The sequence below is a fragment of the Flavobacteriales bacterium genome (assembly GCA_025210805.1).
Taxonomy (GTDB): Bacteria; Bacteroidota; Bacteroidia; order Flavobacteriales; family CAJXXR01; genus JAOAQX01.
This window is the reverse complement of sequence record JAOAQX010000011.1, coordinates 74,598-92,061: the sequence shown is the minus strand read 5'-3', so window position 1 is coordinate 92,061 and position 17,464 is coordinate 74,598. Positions and strand designations below refer to the sequence as shown.

At 34.8% G+C, this 17,464-nt stretch carries 17 protein-coding genes; 6 read left to right on the top strand and 11 right to left on the bottom strand.

Annotation, left to right across the window (positions count from 1 at the left end; translation table 11 throughout):
• Window positions 1-138: 138 nt before the first annotated feature.
• The gene (locus N4A45_05935) at window positions 139-972 is read left to right on the top strand and encodes a DUF4476 domain-containing protein (protein MCT4664755.1); all 834 of its coding nucleotides are present in this window, start codon (window positions 139-141) and stop codon (window positions 970-972) included.
• Window positions 973-1,039: 67 nt separating this feature from the next.
• Here N4A45_05935 and N4A45_05930 read toward each other — a convergent pair whose 3' ends face one another.
• Window positions 1,040-1,459, bottom strand: coding sequence for an Rrf2 family transcriptional regulator (locus tag N4A45_05930; protein MCT4664754.1), 420 nt, complete (start codon window positions 1,457-1,459; stop codon window positions 1,040-1,042).
• Window positions 1,460-1,559: 100 nt separating this feature from the next.
• Here N4A45_05930 and N4A45_05925 point away from each other — a divergent pair, with 100 nt between their 5' ends.
• The 5 genes from N4A45_05925 (at window position 1,560) to N4A45_05905 (ending at window position 5,764) form a co-directional block, all read left to right on the top strand.
• Window positions 1,560-2,066 carry a cytochrome c gene (locus N4A45_05925; GenBank protein ID MCT4664753.1) on the top strand — a complete coding sequence of 169 codons (507 nt, stop codon included), beginning with the start codon at window positions 1,560-1,562 and terminating at the stop codon, window positions 2,064-2,066.
• 357 nt (window positions 2,067-2,423) lie between these two features.
• A complete protein-coding gene (locus N4A45_05920) occupies window positions 2,424-3,830 on the top strand; it encodes a rhodanese-like domain-containing protein (GenBank protein MCT4664752.1) in 1,407 nt (468 codons plus the stop codon).
• 309 nt (window positions 3,831-4,139) lie between these two features.
• Window positions 4,140-4,598, top strand: a complete 459-nt coding sequence (locus tag N4A45_05915) for a winged helix DNA-binding protein (GenBank protein MCT4664751.1) — start codon at window positions 4,140-4,142, stop codon at window positions 4,596-4,598.
• Window positions 4,599-4,730: 132 nt separating this feature from the next.
• The gene (locus N4A45_05910; GenBank protein ID MCT4664750.1) at window positions 4,731-5,150 is read left to right on the top strand and encodes a lipocalin family protein; all 420 of its coding nucleotides are present in this window, start codon (window positions 4,731-4,733) and stop codon (window positions 5,148-5,150) included.
• Window positions 5,151-5,368: 218 nt separating this feature from the next.
• Window positions 5,369-5,764 (top strand): lipocalin family protein, encoded by a 396-nt coding sequence (locus N4A45_05905; GenBank protein ID MCT4664749.1) that lies wholly within the window; start codon window positions 5,369-5,371, stop codon window positions 5,762-5,764.
• Window positions 5,765-5,870: 106 nt separating this feature from the next.
• Here N4A45_05905 and atpG read toward each other — a convergent pair whose 3' ends face one another.
• From atpG to N4A45_05855, 10 genes are all read right to left on the bottom strand, one after another.
• Window positions 5,871-6,731: an ATP synthase F1 subunit gamma gene (atpG, locus tag N4A45_05900; protein ID MCT4664748.1), complete on the bottom strand. Its 861-nt coding sequence runs from the start codon at window positions 6,729-6,731 to the stop codon at window positions 5,871-5,873.
• Between the two features lie 79 nt (window positions 6,732-6,810).
• Entirely contained in the window at window positions 6,811-8,391 is a 1,581-nt protein-coding gene (gene atpA, locus N4A45_05895) for a F0F1 ATP synthase subunit alpha (GenBank protein MCT4664747.1), read from the bottom strand.
• 11 nt (window positions 8,392-8,402) lie between these two features.
• Window positions 8,403-8,951 carry an ATP synthase F1 subunit delta gene (gene atpH / locus N4A45_05890; protein MCT4664746.1) on the bottom strand — a complete coding sequence of 183 codons (549 nt, stop codon included), beginning with the start codon at window positions 8,949-8,951 and terminating at the stop codon, window positions 8,403-8,405.
• 7 nt (window positions 8,952-8,958) lie between these two features.
• Window positions 8,959-9,459 carry a F0F1 ATP synthase subunit B gene (locus tag N4A45_05885; protein ID MCT4664745.1) on the bottom strand — a complete coding sequence of 167 codons (501 nt, stop codon included), beginning with the start codon at window positions 9,457-9,459 and terminating at the stop codon, window positions 8,959-8,961.
• 93 nt (window positions 9,460-9,552) lie between these two features.
• Entirely contained in the window at window positions 9,553-9,741 is a 189-nt protein-coding gene (locus N4A45_05880; GenBank protein ID MCT4664744.1) for a hypothetical protein, read from the bottom strand.
• Window positions 9,742-9,780: 39 nt separating this feature from the next.
• On the bottom strand, window positions 9,781-10,872 hold the full coding sequence (gene atpB / locus N4A45_05875) for a F0F1 ATP synthase subunit A (GenBank protein MCT4664743.1): 1,092 nt from the start codon (window positions 10,870-10,872) through the stop codon (window positions 9,781-9,783).
• 395 nt (window positions 10,873-11,267) lie between these two features.
• On the bottom strand, window positions 11,268-11,615 hold the full coding sequence (locus N4A45_05870) for a YraN family protein (GenBank protein ID MCT4664742.1): 348 nt from the start codon (window positions 11,613-11,615) through the stop codon (window positions 11,268-11,270).
• Window positions 11,608-14,064: an NAD-dependent DNA ligase LigA gene (ligA, locus tag N4A45_05865; GenBank protein MCT4664741.1), complete on the bottom strand. Its 2,457-nt coding sequence runs from the start codon at window positions 14,062-14,064 to the stop codon at window positions 11,608-11,610. The genes N4A45_05870 and ligA overlap by 8 nt, the downstream gene beginning before the upstream one ends.
• Window positions 14,065-14,070: 6 nt before the next feature.
• The gene (locus N4A45_05860) at window positions 14,071-14,931 is read right to left on the bottom strand and encodes a YicC family protein (protein MCT4664740.1); all 861 of its coding nucleotides are present in this window, start codon (window positions 14,929-14,931) and stop codon (window positions 14,071-14,073) included.
• A 58-nt stretch (window positions 14,932-14,989) separates the two neighbouring features.
• On the bottom strand, window positions 14,990-17,377 hold the full coding sequence (locus N4A45_05855; protein ID MCT4664739.1) for a heavy metal translocating P-type ATPase metal-binding domain-containing protein: 2,388 nt from the start codon (window positions 17,375-17,377) through the stop codon (window positions 14,990-14,992).
• Window positions 17,378-17,464 lie beyond the last annotated feature (87 nt).

Sequence of the window (17,464 nt, the reverse complement as noted above, 5' to 3'; positions counted from 1 at the left end):
GTTTTTTTGTGCCAAACAGGTTTCATGAAAAGAAATATTCTAAATTCTTTTTGGCAATATGTATTACAAGCTTTGAGCTTTAAATCGTATTTTGGTATCAATTTTGAAAAACTCCATTTTTAAAACAAATGATTTATTATGAAAAAAGCACTTTTATTTACTTTTTTGATGGTCTTTGTGGGACTTAATGTTTTTGCTCAAAGCAATCAAATAACAGTTATTTCGGGTACGCAAGCCAAATTTAAAATGATTCTTAATGACCGAATCGTAAATCCGCAAGCTCATTCATCAATGACCGTGAAAGGGATTAAAACTAAAAATAATCACCTGACTTTATTGTTTAAGAAAAGACAATATCCAAACCTTGATGAAGTACTGGATTTGCCAAGTAAAGGAAAACACTACTTATTTCTATTAAAAGAAAAACAAGGAAAAATGAAACTTGTTTTGATGGCTGAAGGAAAAATAGGAAACTTTAGAACGCCTAATCAAGGGAAAACTTATGATTGGTATGATGAAAAAGAAGTAGAAAATGGTGGCGATTTTGTAACCAATAACAATTCTAATGTCAACAACAACAATATCAATATCAATGTAAATGTGATCAATGAAAATAAGCAGGTGGATAAAAAGCCAAAAGCAGATCACTTTGTTATGGAAGGATATCATGGAGCAATAGGATGCCCTTGGCCAATGACAGAAGGAAAATTTAGAGATATTAAAAGAACGATAAGAAGTAAGACATTTGAAAGTAGTAAAATGACTATTGCCAAGCAAATCTTGGAGAAAAACTGTCTGTTTTCAAATCAGGTTTTATCACTTACTAAGTTATTTACCTATGAGTCAACGAAGCTAGAATTTGCAAAATTCGCTTATGATTACACCTATGATCAAGATAACTACTACAAAATCAACAATGCTTTTACTTATGAATCAAGTATTGATGAGTTGAATGAGTATATCAAAGATTAATGACATATTGATTTAGAAAAAAAATAGGCTATCCAAATATGAAATGGGTAGCCTATTTTATTTATGATTACTTTAGAATCGGAAAAGCATCTCCATTTTTCAAATCTTCCAGCTTTAGTTCAGACAATTTCTTTTTTAATTTTTCACTAAAAGGAACATAAATATGATGTAGCGGGCAAGGATTCTCTAAATTACATTGATCAAAGTTTAACACACAATTTTTTGCAAAATCATCTCCTTCGAAAAAATAAATAAGTCGCATGACAGGAGTATTTCTATTTTCTCTAGTTAAATAAAATCCACCCCTTGGGCCTTTGGCAGAGCTAACGAAATCATTCTTTACGAGCTTTTGCATGATTTTACCCAAATATGCATTGGGTACATCAACATTTTCTGATAGTTTTTGTAATCCTATTTTACCTACCTCTTCATTTTTGGAGAGAAAAGAAATGGCTCTAAGCGAATATTTTAATGAATTTGAAAACATATTTCCTTGTTTTAATAAAAATAGAAGATATTAAGCTCTTTTGTTATGACTTTTGTCATGGATGATTTCATGCAATGATAATATTTTTGAATAAAAAAACATGAGAAATATCCCAACACTCTTATTTATCTTCGCTTCTTTTTTAATGATTTCATGCGGAGGCTCTGATGCACCTAAGAAAGAAAAGAGAAAGATTCCGAAGTCTAAGACCAAGAAAAAAGCTCCAAAGAAAAAATCGGTAACCAAAACAATACCCGCCTCCAAAACGGTGGACATGGTGAGTAAAGGAGTAGGACCTATTAGTTCTTTGAAATTACCTGAAACTGTGGATCAAAAAATGGCAAAAGAAGGAGAGAAAATCTTCGCTAGAATGTGTGCAGCTTGTCACAAAACAGATAAACGCTTTATTGGTCCAATGGTAAAAGATATTACCAAAAGACGCACTCCAGAGTGGATCATGAATATGATTCTGAATCCCAATGAAATGGTACAGAAAGATGATTTGGCAAAAAGATTATTGATGGAATTCAATGGAGCCCCGATGGCAAATCAAAATTTAACTGAAAAACAAGCTCGTGCTGTGCTCGAATATTTCCGAACGCTTTAATGTCTTAACTCATAAAGAAAAAAGATTTTGATTAAGATAAACTGAAAACGAGTGTAAAATTTAGGTGATAAAACATACTTTTGAGAACAATCAGTTTGAAAACATATCGTTTTTTAGTTGAAATTTCAATAATTTTATACCATAGTCGTGGTCTAATGTTTTGATTTTCAAAAATGAAACAAATTGGGAGTCATTTTAAGGAACCACAACTGAGTGTTGAACAAAATGATGATGTACCTATCTAAAACATCCGATTCTTTTTACTAAAATACTGGTAAATAGCAAGGTGATTATTAGCACCATGAAAATAATTCGGATGATGGAATTTTGCATCAGAACAAAAAAACTTACCAGAAAATGAAAATAGAACAACTTTATACAGATTGTTTGGCTGAAGCAGCCTATTATATCGAATCTAATGGAGAAGCGGCAATTATTGATCCATTAAGAGAAACAAAACCATATACAGAGCTTGCAGAAAAAAACGGTGCAAAAATCAAATATATTTTTGAAACACATTTTCATGCTGATTTTGTTTCTGGTCATGTTGATTTGGCAAAGAAAACAGGAGCTGATATCGTTTTTGGACCTACTGCTAGTGCCGAATATGATATTCTAGTAGCTGAAGATAATCAAGAATTTAAAATAGGAAATATAACAATAAAAGTATTGCACACTCCAGGACATACGATGGAGTCTTCGTCATTTTTATTGATAGATGAAAACGGAAATGATCATGCACTGTTTTCTGGAGATACCCTTTTCTTAGGAGATGTAGGAAGACCAGATTTGGCAGTGAAAACAGATCTTTCTCAAGCAGATTTGGCACGTCACCTATATCATTCGCTAAGAACTAAAATAATGCCTTTGGCGGACGAGGTAATTGTTTACCCAGGTCATGGTGCAGGTTCTGCATGCGGAAAAAATCTTTCTGAGGAAACAGTAGATACTCTAGGGAATCAAAAGAAAACAAACTATGCACTTCGTCCAGATATGGGAGAAGGGGAATTTGTAGAGGAAGTATTAACAGGTCTTGTGGCTCCACCACAATATTTCCCAAAGAATGCCGTGATGAACAAAATGGGTTATGAGTCTGTGGACGCAGTAATGGCACGTGGTTTACAAGAATTATCGGCAAATGATGTAGAAAAACTTCAAGCGGAAGGTGCTTTAGTGGTTGATACACGTACTGAGCAAGAATTTGCCGTAGGACATGTTCCAAATTCGTGGTTTATCGGTATTGAAGGAAATTTTGCTCCTTGGGTAGGTGCTTTAATTCCAAATATTGAGCAGAAAATGATCATCATTGCAGATGAAGGTCGTGAAGAAGAAGTTGTAAGAAGACTTGCTCGTGTAGGCTATGATCAAGCACAAGGATTCCTGAAAGGTGGTTTAAAAGCATGGGAAGATGCTGGTAAAACTGTTGGACGCTTTAACGAAGTTGATGCTAAAGAGGTGATTGAAGATTTAGAGAAAATCAATATCTTAGATGTAAGAAAAGAATCTGAATTCTATTCGCAACGTCTTGTTTCAGATCAGATTTTAAATAATCCTTTAGACTTTGTGAACAGTAATTTTGAAAAGGTAGCTAAAGATAAAACATTTCATGTTCACTGTGTGAGTGGTTATCGTTCTATGATTGCTATGTCTATTTACAAATCAAAAGGGTTTGATAACTTGGTAAATATCAAGGGAGGATTTGAAGCACTAATGGAAGCCGAAGCTCCTGTTTCTGAATATGTATGTCCAAGTACTATGTTGTAAAAGAAAATTAAATTATCTGTAACGATAATAAATAGTATAAATATAGAGTGCCGAGTATTTACTAGATGTAGATACTCGGTTTTTTTATTTTTACTCAATAATTATAACAAGTAATACCATATACGTTGTTATTTTACTCATAGGTATAATGCTGATGCATTGCTAAAAGCCAGTTATGAACGCAGTGAAATAAGTGGGTAATTTTAGCAAGTAATCGGTATAATTATTAGAATCTAACTTAGATTAATTTGGGGACTTCGAATCATTTTTTTATATTTGTTGTCACAAATAAAACACAAACTTGCGCTTATGGAATTGTTTAAGGAACTCAAAATGAGTAAGGATTTTACTGATATAAACGAAAAAACGATTGTCAATATTTTTTATACCGCCAAAGTTTTGGAAAAAAGAACCCTTTTAATCCTTAAGCCTTATCAGATTAATAATCAGCATTATAATGTTTTGAGAATTCTCAGAGGGCGTTACCCAAAATCAGCAACACCTTCTGATATCAGAGAAGTATTGATTGATAAAACTTCTGATCTTACAAGATTGTTAGATAAGATGGTAAACTTGGAAATTGTCGAAAGAGAAAATAACCTTGAAAATCGTCGGAAAGTAGATCTAACCATCACTCAAAAAGGTCTGGATTTATTAGACAAAATTCAACAGCCTTTAGATGAACTTCACGGACTAGAGTCTAATGTCTGTTCAAAAGCGCTCGGTCATCTTAACGAAGCACTTGATGCCATAAGAGCCAATATTTAATGTGAGAAATGATGTAATTCCGTTAATTTTATAAAAAATTAATTCGCTACAACTTTTGATAACTGTCTATTTATCTGCTTGATAATGCTTGTGATTAACTTTGAAAAGTAGAATCTCAAAAAAATTATAGCAATGAAAAAGACATTCTCTTTTCTATTAGTTAGTATGAGTACTTTATTGTTCCATGCCTGCGATACAAACGATTCAGTGTCTCATCAACTTATTGGTACCTGGAAAATGGATAGAATTTATCATTTAGAATCTGAAATTCCTCTAAGTAATTGTGTCAAGAAATCTAAGATTACTTTTTATGAAAATGGAAATCTAACCTATAATTCTTTCAAAACCGAAAATGGCAATTGTTTGGGACAGAATAATTCTGGAAAATGGATTCTCGATGATCAGGAAAGTATTCTTTCCTTATCTTATAACTCACTTCAAGATTCCATGATACCTAATAAACATGGACTAATGATAGCAGAGGAGCAATTGGAACTCTGGCAAACACATTTAGGAGATTCTATTCATTATACGTATAAAAGAGTGGAGTAGCAGCTGCCAATTCGTTCTAAAATTCCCGAATAAAACATTTTAATTATTGTTATTATTTAATCGTTTCTTTAATCCTTTAATCTTGCAATGATTAAGCTGAGGAGTGTTGCTATCTATTAGATCTATTTTATTAGAAATCTGTGATTGTTTTTTTGGGGGAAATATATTGAATTGAAATATTGTTGTAGATTTACGGTACTCAACTAAAATTATATAATATGAAGAAATTATTTTTTACTACATCACTGATGTTATTATTCAGCCTTGTTTCCTGTAATAAGGATCTTTCTGAAGAAATTGTAGATACTTGGTATTTGAGAACAATTTCAGTTAACACTATTAGTATAGAAGTTAATGATTGTATGAAAAAATCGAGCTGGACTTTTAAAGAAGGTGGTAGTTTGGAGGCAATCAACTATGATGGAGAATCAAATGATAAGGATTGCGATAGTTCTAAAGAATTTGGAACTTGGAAAATGAATGATGACGAAACTAAATTAACTATCGATGATGGTGATGGACCTGAGCTATTAGATTTCAGTATCGAAAAAGACGAACTTGAAATAACTGGAAGTATTGAAGGAGAAAAAGTGAGTATGACTTTTGAAAGATAATTCTGGATTTTGAGTTTGGCAAAATATTGCTAAAAATCAATTATTTATACAACAAAAAAAGTCAGCAAAATTGCTGACTTTTTTTTATTTGAATACAAATAGAACCTTATCCAAGAGCTTCTGCTCCACCAACAATCTCAAGGATTTCGTTGGTAATTGCAGCTTGACGCTGACGGTTATATTGTAGTTTAAGGTCATCTCGAAGAGCTGTAGCGTTGTCAGTTGCTTTGTGCATAGCTGTCATACGTGCTCCATGCTCAGAGGCATGAGAATCTAATAGTGCTTTAAAAACTTGCATTTTTAGAGACTTAGGAATCAAATCGGTAATGATTTCTTCTTTAGAAGGCTCATAACCATAATCTACAGCGCTTGTTTCATCACTTTCGATGGGTTTTACGGGTAAGAATTGTTCGAAAATAACATCTTGTCTTCCTGCATTGTAGAATTTACTATAGATAATATCTACACGATCAAATTCTTCGTTTACAAATGCATCCATTACTTTTTGAGAATACGCTGCTGAAGCGTCAAAAGTAAGGTTATCGAATATACTGATGTTTGAATCAAAAAGATTCATTTCTCTTCTTTCGGCGAATTCTACCACTTTTTTACCAATAGGCAAAACACTTACATCTGCATTCGGATACTCCTCTTTGCGAGCACGTGTTAATTCTTTTGTGATACGTGTGTTAAATGCTCCACACAGACCACGATTTGAAGAAACTACGATCAACAATACTTTTTTAATATCTCTTTTTTCAGAGTATTTTCCGTCTGCTGAACTCCCTAAAGAAGCACTCAAATTTTCGAGTAATTCTTTTAGTTTATCGGCATAAGGTCGCATTTGTGTGATAGCATCTTGGGCACGTTTCAATTTTGCAGCCGATACCATTTTCATGGCAGAGGTAATCTGCATTGTTGATTGTACGGATCCTATTCGGGTTCTTAGTTCTTTTAAATTTGCCATAGTATTTTTTGAGTTTTATGGTCTCAAAACCAGCAAAACTTCCCAAATAGATCTTTTGGGAAGTCCTACTGAAATATTATTAAGCTTTGTACTTAGCGGTCAATTCTGCTGCTGCTGAAGATAATACATCCAATAAATCATCGTTGTATTTTCCAGCTTTTAATGCTTGAAGGGTATCTCCATGCTTGTTTCTCATGTACTCTAGGTACTCAGCTTCAAATTCTTTTACCTTATTTACTGGTACATCTCTAAGCATATCTTTTGTTCCAAGATAGATAATTGCAATTTGCTCTTCTACAGGAAGTGGAGCATTTTGCGGTTGCTTCAAGATTTCTACGTTTCTCTTACCTTTTTCGATAACTTTTAGCGTAGCAGCATCAAGATCAGATCCAAATTTTGCGAAAGCCTCAAGCTCACGGAACTGTGCTTGGTCAAGCTTTAATGTTCCTGATACTTTCTTCATTGGTTTAATCTGTGCAGAACCTCCTACACGAGATACCGAGATACCAACGTTAATCGCTGGACGAACACCAGAGTTGAATAAATCAGATTCTAAGAAAATCTGTCCATCGGTAATTGAAATTACGTTTGTAGGAATATAAGCGGAAACGTCTCCAGCTTGTGTTTCGATAATTGGAAGTGCTGTTAGCGATCCTCCTCCTTTTACGTGTCCTTTCAAAGATTCTGGAAGGTCGTTCATTTGTGCAGCAATTTCGTCTGAATCATTCAATTTTGCAGCACGCTCAAGAAGTCTTGAGTGAAGGAAGAATACATCTCCTGGATAAGCCTCACGACCTGGTGGACGACGAAGTAGCAAAGATACCTCACGGTAAGCTACGGCTTGTTTAGATAGATCATCATAAACGATTAATCCTGGACGTCCTGTATCACGGAAATATTCACCGATAGCAACTCCTGCAAATGGAGCGTAGAATTGCATTGGTGCAGGGTCAGATGCATTTGCGGCAACAACAACTGTATAAGCCATTGCTCCAGCATCTTCAAGTGTTTTAACAATATTGGCTACTGTAGAAGCCTTTTGTCCGATAGCTACATAGATACAGAAAACTGTTTCTCCTCTATCGTAAAATTCTTTTTGATTGATGATGGTATCAATTGCAACAGTAGTTTTCCCTGTCTGACGGTCACCGATGATCAGTTCACGCTGTCCACGTCCGATAGGAATCATTGAGTCAATTGACTTAATCCCTGTTTGCATTGGTTCATCTACTGGTTGACGGTAGATAACTCCAGGTGCTGTTCTTTCTAAAGGCATTTCGAAAGTTTCACCTTGGATAGGTCCTTTACCATCAATTGGGTTACCAAGTGTATCTACTACACGTCCTACTAATCCTTCACCTGCTTGTACAGAGGCGATCGTATTTGTACGTTTGGCAACGTCTCCTTCTTTTACTTCTTTTGAAGATCCTAGAAGTACAACCCCTACGTTGTCTTCTTCCAAGTTTAGGGTGATACCTTGTAATCCTGATTCGAATTCGATCAGCTCACCATATTGCACATTAGATAATCCATACAAACGCGCAATACCGTCTCCCACGTTTAGTACAGTACCTACTTCTTCTAATTCAGCTTGGCTCTTTGTTCCGGCCAATTGCTCTCTGAGGATGGCAGATACTTCTGCCGGGTTCAACTTAGACATATTACAACTCTTTAACTAAGGGTTTTTAATTCAAATTCTCTTTTTAGTGATGATAACTGGTTTGCCAAACTATTGTTAATTCTTTGGTCTCCAATTTGAAGGATGTATCCTCCAATGATGTCTTCATCAACTTTTTCTTCTAGTGCTACTGTTCCGTCCACTTGGCTATTAACTAATTTAGTTATTTGTGAGCGTGTTGCTTCATCAAGTGGAAAAGCAGTGGTAACCGTAGCCGTTACCATATTTTTTGATTCTTTGTAAAGCTCAATATAGCTAGTTGCTAAAGCTCTCAAAATATCTTCTCTTTTGTTTTCAGATAGTAGCTTGATCATAGAAACAGTAGTTTCATGACTTTCTTGAGCAAATATCTGGTTTAATATTGCTTGCTTTTTATCCGAAGGGATGATTGGGCTTTTAAGTACATCATCCAATTCTTTATTCTCTTGGAGCGTACTTAAAATAGCTTGCATATCCTCTAATACCTTTTCGTCACAATTTTGTTTTTGTGCCAAAGATAGAAGGGCATCTGCGTAGCGTGATCCTATTCTTTGATTTTGCATCTTGGTACTAGTTCAGGTTAACTTCTTTGATCAAGTTATCTACCAAAGCCTTTTGCTTGTCTTGGTCAGACAATTCATTTCTAAGGACTTTTTCAGCAATTTCGATAGAAACTTTTGCAATTTCACTTTTCATTTCGGCAATGGCAGCATTCTTTTCAGCAATAATAGCATCTTGAGTTTGCTTCATCATTTTTTCTGCTTCTGAAGATGCCGCTTCCTTAGCGTCAGCAATCATGCTTTCTTTCATTTCACGAGCTTCTTTTAAGATCGCATCTCTCTCAGCTCTTGCTTCTGTCAAAATCTTTTCATTATTTGCAGAAATATTTGCCATTTCTTCTTTGGCTTTTTCAGCTGCGTCAAGGGCGTTTTTAATTCCTTCTTCACGCTCTGTAAGTGCATTCATGATTGGCTTCCATGCATATTTTGCCATTAGAAGAATCAAAATGATAAGGATAATGGCTTGCCACATGAACAAACCAAATGAAAAATCGTTAATTAACTTTTCCATTATATTGTTTTAAGAATAATTTGTTTTCTTTTTTTGTTTTAAAACCTACTCTGCTGGCAATCCCAACAGAGTATGGTTTTGTTTGTTTAGGAATTATTTTCCTAGGATCAAGGCACCAAATGCCAATCCTTCCAATAGGGCTCCGATGATAATCATCGCAGTCTGGATTTTACCAGCAGCTTCTGGTTGACGTGCAATAGCTTCCATTGCTGATCCACCGATTTTACCTAATCCTAATCCTCCTCCGATTACGATTAATCCTGCTCCAATTAGATTGTACATAACTTAATGATTTATGAAATTAAACAAAAAAAAACAATTTTAGTGATGATCATGATCTTGCACCGCCATACCGATAAACAATGCCGAAAGCATCGTAAAGATAAAGGCTTGTAAGAATGCAACCAACAACTCAATTAAGGAAATAAACAAAGCAAGTGCAATACCTGTAATTGTTCCTCCTACGGCTGAGTTCATAACGTAAACTAAGGCAATCAAACTCATTACTACAAAGTGACCTGCCGTAATATTGGCAAATAAACGAATAGTAAGCGAGAATGGCTTAGTAAACATCCCTAAGATTTCGATGGGCATCAAAATGATTTTCATTGGTACAGGTACTCCTGGCATCCAAAAGATGTGACCCCAGTAATCTTTGTTTGCAGTAAACTGCGTAATAAAGAATGTAAACAATGCCAAACAAAGTGTAATGGCAATATTTCCTGTAACATTAAAACCAAGTGGTGTAAGTCCCAAAAGATTCAAAATCCAGATAAAGAAGAATACCGATAAAAGGTATCCCATATATTTTCTATACTTGTGTTTTCCGATATTTGGTACGGCTATTTCATCTCTTACATAGAGTACTAGCGGCTCTAGTACACGACCAATACCCGTAGGGATTTGACCTTTTTTATAAGATTTTGCCAATGATCCAAACATCCACAACATTAAGATGAGTGTTAATAACATTCCCATTACGTTTTTAGTAATAGACATATCCAATGGTTTTGGATTTGTAGCATGTCCATGATCATCCATAGTAATGGTTCCTGCAGCATCTGTCTTGTAGATTTTTCCGTGGAAAATTTTGTAGTAATTTCCATTGCTTTCCGCAACAGATTCTCCATGGTGGAATTTAGACGATGAAAAAACATGTAGTCCCTCATCAATCAATATGATAGGAAGTGGGAAACCAATGTGTGTTCCAGATTCAGCATCAGAAAACAAATGAAAATCATAAGAATCCTGAAGGTGATGTCTTTTGTAAGCATCAATTGCATCAGCTTTTTCTTTAGACCCTCTAGGAGCTAATAGCCCTTGTCCTTCCTTTGCCGGTCCTCCTGCTAGTAATACCATTGGTATCATAAACAAGAAGCTCAAGATAAATACCTGTAAGGTGTTTTTGTTCATCATAACTTTAAAAGCGAACTAGTAAGTTTCTTTAAAATTTGCTGCAAATGTAGTTGAATAATTCCAATTCGACAATCATATCTATAATTTATTTTTGCTTATTGTGAATCTCATATCCATGCTCGGGATGTTTATCGTTGAATCTTTTTTATTTCAGTGTTTTAGTTTTTAAAAAATTGATTAAATACTTTTATTCGAATTTGAAATAATGTTAGAATATGTGATCGTAATCAATTTCTAACCCTAGTTATACCGAGTATTTGTTATAACTGATTTGTATCAATATCTGCTAGGGTTCTATATTGTCTTTGTATGGTGATCTTGGTAAAAGTTTATAGGTACTAAATGCTGTGCTTTTGATTACCCGATTTACAAGTCATTTCCCCTTCTTTCGTTTATCTCCACCCAGGGAAATGCTCAATGGAATAGGTGTCTGGTTTTCCTACTATTTCTATGACATCTATTTGCAATTCATTTTGGAATTGATGTTTTTCTAGAAATTTTTCTCCCGCAAAACAGATCATGTCCAGCTGTTTGTTGGATACAAATGAAGCAGGGCGACCAAAATTATTGTTCCATCGGCTTTTGACTTCTACTAAAACAATTCGCCCTTCAAAATAGGCGATCATATCTACCTCTGCTTTTAGAAAACGCCAGTTGCGGTAAAGAATTACATAGCCTTTTTTCATCAAAAAATGATGTGCCATGCGTTCTCCCCATCTGCCGTATTCTAATTTATCCATTGTAGTTTATCAATTTTAGAAAGTCTTCTTCCGAAAGCATTTTTATTTCCAGTTTTTCGGCTTTTTCTTTTTTGGAAGGTCCCATATTTTCTCCCACAACTACTAGGTCGGTGTTTTTTGAGATAGAAGAAGTGTTGGTAGCACCCATTTGCTCAATAAGTGCTTTTAAGTCATTTCTTTTGATTTCCTGAAACTTACCAGAAACCACTATTTTTAATCCCATAATAGGGCTTGAACCTTCAAAAACTTCTTCCTCTTCTTTCTCCAAATGAAGCCCTAATGCTCTTAGTGTTTCAATTTCTTGAAGATGCTCTTCCTTTGAAAACCAATCGACCACACTGTCTGCTATAGCTTCGCCTATTTCATGAATATTGATAATTTCTTCTTTATTGGCTTTTGCCAAGTTATCGATGTTTTTAAAATGCTTTGCCAAGGTTTTGGCTACCGTTTCGCCCACATGACGAATCCCTAAAGCAAAAAGGACTTTCTCAAAAGGTTTTTCTTTAGATTTTTCGGCTCCTTCTATCAGTTTATCAACGGATTTTTCTTGGAGAGAAACCTTGCTTCTGTCAGCAATTCTCCCAAAAGATTTTTCAAGTATTTTGGCTTTCTGTGGATGTTTTTTTATGAAATATTCTCCATATTCATCTAAGTAAAGATAGCTAGGGATTTCTGTCATATCTGGCGGAAACAGTTCATCAGAAAACAGAATAGAAACAAAATCATTTAAAGATAAATAGTTTTTTAAGGAGGATTTTATCGAAACATTTATTTTCTGTAAATCAATATCTATTTTCTTCTTTTTATCCTCTGAAATTGGCATCAATTTTAGATCTTCAGACAAAGTTTCCCATTTGGTTTGGGTTAGATCCAATTCTTTCCAATCTTTAGAAGATAGATTTCCAATTTCTAAGGCATAAAGTGCTCGTTCTAGTGGAATCTGTAGCTGACCTTCAAAAGAAAAACCACTATCTTCTTTGGTAAGATAACGAGTCATTCCTATAAGATCTTCTCGATGATTTTTGAGTTTGAAAAAATCTGAAAAACTTTTGAGAAATTCGTTTTCGAATAACATTTTGATTCTTTCTGTCCCAAAACCATCCATATCCATGGCTTTGCGGGCAACAAAGTGCTCAAACATTCCAATAATTTGAGGCGTACAATGTTCTTTATTTGGGCAAAAATGTTGTGCTTCTCCTTCGTTCTGTATCAAGTGCATTTCACAGCTCGGGCATTGTTGAATATATTCTATTTTTTGAGCTTCTTCGTTTCTTTTTTCGGTGATTACGCCGGTTATTTTTGGGATAATTTCACCCCCTTTTTCTATCCAAACAAAATCTTTTTCGTGCAGATCTAGTTCATCAATAATTTGTGCATTATGCAAGCTGGCTCTTTTGACCACCGTTCCTGCTACCCACACAGGTTCTAGTTTTGCCACAGGAGTAATAGCTCCTGTTCTTCCCACTTGGTAAGACACAGAAATAAGCTGGGTAGATTGTCTTTCTGCTGGGAATTTATAGGCAATTGCCCATTTCGGACTTTTGGAAGTAAAGCCCAGTTCTTTTTGGTCTTGGTAATTGTTTACTTTTATGACAATTCCATCGATCTCAAAATTGAGATTTGCTTTTTCCTCTTTCCAGTATTGGATAAAATTCCAAACTTCTTCAATATTCTCACAAGTCTCATGGTATTTAGGGACTTTAAAGCCTGCTTTTTGGGCTAAATCCAAACCTTCTTGGTGGGTGTTTGCCCATTCTTCATCTGTATTTACAAAGTAAAGAAAACAGTCTAAAGGTCTTTTGGCAACTTCTTGGCTGTCTTGCATTTTTATAGAACCCGAAGCCGTATTTCTTGGATTTGCAAAAGGAGGGAAGCCTGCTTTTTTTCGACTTTCATTTAAAGCGTGAAACCCATCGAGTAACATAATGACTTCTCCACGAATTTCAAATCTTTTGGGAAGTTCTTTGGGATTTTGGAGCACCATAGGAATAGAAGAAATCGTACGAATATTATCGGTTATTTCATCTCCTTGAACTCCGTCTCCTCTAGTGGTTGCGGCAATAAGCTCTCCATTTTCGTAGAGCAAACTTACTGCTGCACCATCATATTTTAGCTCGCAAACATATTCTATAGCGTCTCTACCTGTTCCTTTTTTGATTCTTTGATCAAATTCCAATAATTCTTCTTTGTTGTAAGTGTTGGAAAGGGAAAGCATAGGGTAGAGATGCTTTCTATTGGCAAAATCTTTTGAGATAGAACCTCCCACACGTTTTGTTGGAGAATTTGTTGAAGCCCATTCCGGATATTTTTCTTCCAGTTTTTGAAGTTCTTCCAAAAGTTTATCAAACTCATAGTCTGAAATAATCGGTTGATCTTCTATATAATATCGGTGATTATGTGCTCTAAGCTCTTTTGTGAGTTGTTCTATTCTATCCTTAGGATTTTGCATAGTTATTTATAAAATATTAAATGTTTGCTCTTTTATTTTTTCGAGTTCATCTTTCATTTGGATGACAATTTTTTGCAATTCTGCGTGGTTTGCCTTTGAACCTAAAGTATTGACTTCTCTTCCTATTTCTTGACAAACAAACGCTAGTTTTTTCCCTTTAAGAGGATTATCTGTATTGGCAACTTGTAAGAAGAGTTCACAGTTAGCTTTGAGGCGTACTTTTTCTTCGGAAATATCAAATTTTTCGATATAAAAAATCAATTCTTGCTCAAATCGATCTTTATCCACTTTTACAGAATCGATATGTTTGTCCAAATTTGATAATATACGTTCTCTAATCGTTTGAATCCTTTCTTCTTCAAAAGGTGCTACTTCTTGGAGTAAATTTTGAATATTTTCTATGTATCCAAAAAGTTCTTTTTGGGTTTTTTCTCCTTCTTGAGTTCTGTATTGGTTCAGTTCTGAAGCGGCTTCTTGAATAAGCTTTTGTACAAGATTTACTTCCTCTTTGGGGATTTCTTCTTTGGATTGAACCAAGGCTTCTGGTAATCTCATGGCAATAGCAAGATAATCTTCTGAAGCTTCAAGATTTTTGAGTTGTTCAATATAGTTTGACACCACTGCCATATTTATTTTTGAAGCCAGTTCACCACCTTGTTGCTCAACCGAAATAGAAAGTTCCATTTTTCCACGATGCAATTTTTTGGAAATAGCATTTCTAAAATCGAGTTCAAAGCTTTTATAAAAACCAGGGATTCTTGCGTAAATGTCCGATTGTTTACTGTTTAAAGATTTTAATTCTACAAGAATTTTCTTGTTTTTAAACGTACCTTGGGCTTTTCCGTAGCCCGTCATTGATTGCAACATAGATTCAGTTTTGTTCAGAATGCTAAGTTATTATATTTTGGGTATAAGAGGTTTTTTATTACCTCAAAACCTTCTTTGCCCAATAAGTACTCAATAAGGTTACGAAGACCACTATAGAAATAGAGCTAATGGGCATGAGTATCGCCGAAACAATAGGAGAGAGTTTTCCTGCTATGGCAAATGCTAATCCAACAATATTATAGGCAAATGAAAATACAAAACTTGCGTAGATAATTTTTTTCGAAATTCTGCTGAGCCTCATAAATTGGGTGAATTTCTGAAATTTTTCGGCATCCAAAATGGCATCGCAAGCAGGGGAGAAACTGTTGATGTTCTCAGAAATGCTCATCCCAAATTCGCTTTGCTGTAGCCCTCCTGCATCATTGAGTCCATCGCCAATAAAGGCAATTTTTCTTCCTTTTTGTTGTAAACCTTGAATATATTCTAGTTTTTCGTGAGGACTTTGATTAAAATTGAGTTTTACGTGTTTTCCAAGCATCTGATCCAAACGCTCTTTTTCACCTTCATTGTCACCCGAGAGAATATGAAGTCGATAATCCTTCTTTAAGGATTCCATCACTTTTTTCATATCAGCTCTATAATGATTATGAATTTGAAAAAAACCACCAATTTCACCATCAACAGACCAATAAAGTCGGGTTTTATTCTGTTCTCTGCCTAAATCCATTTCTAGGTAAGTAGGTAAGCCCAGTTTATATTCTTTTCCTTGAAAAATAAGTGTTGCACCTTGCTCTGAGGCTTCCACGAAAGAATCTGGACGAATTAATGAAGCTTCGGGAAGAAAATCATAAATCATTCTTCCCACAGGGTGGTTGGATTGTCTGGTAATGGTTTTGAGAACACCCAGTGTATCCTTTTCTATTTCTTCTTGAGAACAACTGATATCTTTTTCATTGGAGATGGTGAGTGTTCCTGTTTTATCAAAAACAATATCGGTAACCTCGCTCATTCTTTCTACAGAGAGCGCATCTTTTACAAAGAGTTTGTTTCTAGAAAACCAAGAAAGAATATTTCCGTGTGTAAACGGAGCTGCCAGTGCTAGTGCACATGGGCAAGCAACTATCAAGACGGCGGCAACTACTTGAAAGGCTCCACCTGGGTCTTTTGGAAACCAAAACATAAAGGCAATGGTGGCAATGAGCAATACTACAAGCGTGAAATATTTACTAATGCGATCTGTAAAACTTTGGATATTCTTTTGCGTATTTTTTTGAAAAATATCATGGCTCCATAGTTTTGTTAAATAACTTTGGTCCACCACATTTTCTACAATGACTTCAATAGAAGCGCCTTTTTGCCTTCCTCCTGCAAATATTTTATCACCTACTTCTACTTGTATTAAAGTAGATTCCCCTGTAACAAAACTATTGTCTATATAGGCTTCACCTTTTGATAAAATACTATCTGCAGGAACTATTTCGTCATTACGAATGAGAAGAAGATCTTTTTCAGTTACCTCTCCCAAGGGAATGTTTTTTTCGATTCCGTCTTTAAATATTTTGGTAACGGCAATGGGGAAATAGGATTTATAATCTCTGTCAAAAGAAAGAAAATGATAGGTTCTGTCTTGAAACATTTTACCCAGCAAAAGAAAAAACACTAAGGCAGTTAGCGAATCAAAATATCCAGTTCCTGTTTGAGAAATTACTTCATACCAACTCCTCAAGAAAATAACGATAAGTCCTAAGGCAATAGGGAAATCTATATTGACATATTTTGAACGAATTCCTTTGTAGGCAGATTCAAAGTATTCCCAACCCGAATAAAACATGACTGGAATGGCAAAAAAACCACTGAGATATTGAAAAAACATTCGCAAATCATTGTGACTAACCCAATTATCTGTTAAGTACTCAGGTAAGGCAAGAAACATAATGTTTCCCCAGAAAAAACCTGCAATTCCTAGTTTGTAGAGCTTTTTCTTTTTGGAATCATCTTTTTTATTATCTTTTGAGTCAAGTGTGATTTTTGGAGCGTATGCAATATGATTGAGGAGATTTACAAGTCTAAATAAGTCAATTTCTTGATGTTTGAACTGAATGTGAACCATTTTTTTAGTAAAATTCACCCTAGACCAACTAATACTCTCATCGAGTTTTTGAAGATTTTCTAAGAGCCAAATACAAGAACTACAATGAATATTGGGAATATAAAACTCTACTTGTGCAAAGTTTTGATCTTTAAACATCAAAAGCGAATTGGCAACTTTTTCTTCTTTTAGGAAAGCAAACTTGGATTGATCTTCTATTTGTGCTTGAAACTTATTTTTATCAGACAAATCATAGAATTCGCACATATCCGATTCATTGAGAATCTTGTAAACAGATACACAACCTGTACAACAAAAGTTCTTTTTATCTTCAACAATGATATCCTCACATGGGCTTCCACAATGATAACATTCTTTTGCTTTCTTTTCCTCCATAATGGGGCAAAGGTAAGTGGAAAAATTAGAACCCGTGCAAAGGAAAATCACAATTAGATTTTAGAGAATGTGAGTTTTAATATCTAA

Excerpts from the sequence above, each read along its gene's own strand:
- N4A45_05935 (MCT4664755.1), top strand. The coding sequence starts at position 139 with ATGAAAAAAGCACTTTTATTTACTTTTTTGATGGTCTTTGTGGGACTT.
- N4A45_05930 (MCT4664754.1), bottom strand. The coding sequence starts at position 1,459 with ATGTTTTCAAATTCATTAAAATATTCGCTTAGAGCCATTTCTTTTCTC.
- N4A45_05925 (MCT4664753.1), top strand. The coding sequence starts at position 1,560 with ATGAGAAATATCCCAACACTCTTATTTATCTTCGCTTCTTTTTTAATG.
- N4A45_05920 (MCT4664752.1), top strand. The coding sequence starts at position 2,424 with ATGAAAATAGAACAACTTTATACAGATTGTTTGGCTGAAGCAGCCTAT.
- N4A45_05915 (MCT4664751.1), top strand. The coding sequence starts at position 4,140 with ATGGAATTGTTTAAGGAACTCAAAATGAGTAAGGATTTTACTGATATA.
- N4A45_05910 (MCT4664750.1), top strand. The coding sequence starts at position 4,731 with ATGAAAAAGACATTCTCTTTTCTATTAGTTAGTATGAGTACTTTATTG.
- N4A45_05905 (MCT4664749.1), top strand. The coding sequence starts at position 5,369 with ATGAAGAAATTATTTTTTACTACATCACTGATGTTATTATTCAGCCTT.
- atpG (MCT4664748.1), bottom strand. The coding sequence starts at position 6,731 with ATGGCAAATTTAAAAGAACTAAGAACCCGAATAGGATCCGTACAATCA.
- atpA (MCT4664747.1), bottom strand. The coding sequence starts at position 8,391 with ATGTCTAAGTTGAACCCGGCAGAAGTATCTGCCATCCTCAGAGAGCAA.
- atpH (MCT4664746.1), bottom strand. The coding sequence starts at position 8,951 with ATGCAAAATCAAAGAATAGGATCACGCTACGCAGATGCCCTTCTATCT.
- N4A45_05885 (MCT4664745.1), bottom strand. The coding sequence starts at position 9,459 with ATGGAAAAGTTAATTAACGATTTTTCATTTGGTTTGTTCATGTGGCAA.
- N4A45_05880 (MCT4664744.1), bottom strand. The coding sequence starts at position 9,741 with ATGTACAATCTAATTGGAGCAGGATTAATCGTAATCGGAGGAGGATTA.
- atpB (MCT4664743.1), bottom strand. The coding sequence starts at position 10,872 with ATGAACAAAAACACCTTACAGGTATTTATCTTGAGCTTCTTGTTTATG.
- N4A45_05870 (MCT4664742.1), bottom strand. The coding sequence starts at position 11,615 with ATGGATAAATTAGAATACGGCAGATGGGGAGAACGCATGGCACATCAT.
- ligA (MCT4664741.1), bottom strand. The coding sequence starts at position 14,064 with ATGCAAAATCCTAAGGATAGAATAGAACAACTCACAAAAGAGCTTAGA.
- N4A45_05860 (MCT4664740.1), bottom strand. The coding sequence starts at position 14,931 with ATGTTGCAATCAATGACGGGCTACGGAAAAGCCCAAGGTACGTTTAAA.
- N4A45_05855 (MCT4664739.1), bottom strand. The coding sequence starts at position 17,377 with ATGGAGGAAAAGAAAGCAAAAGAATGTTATCATTGTGGAAGCCCATGT.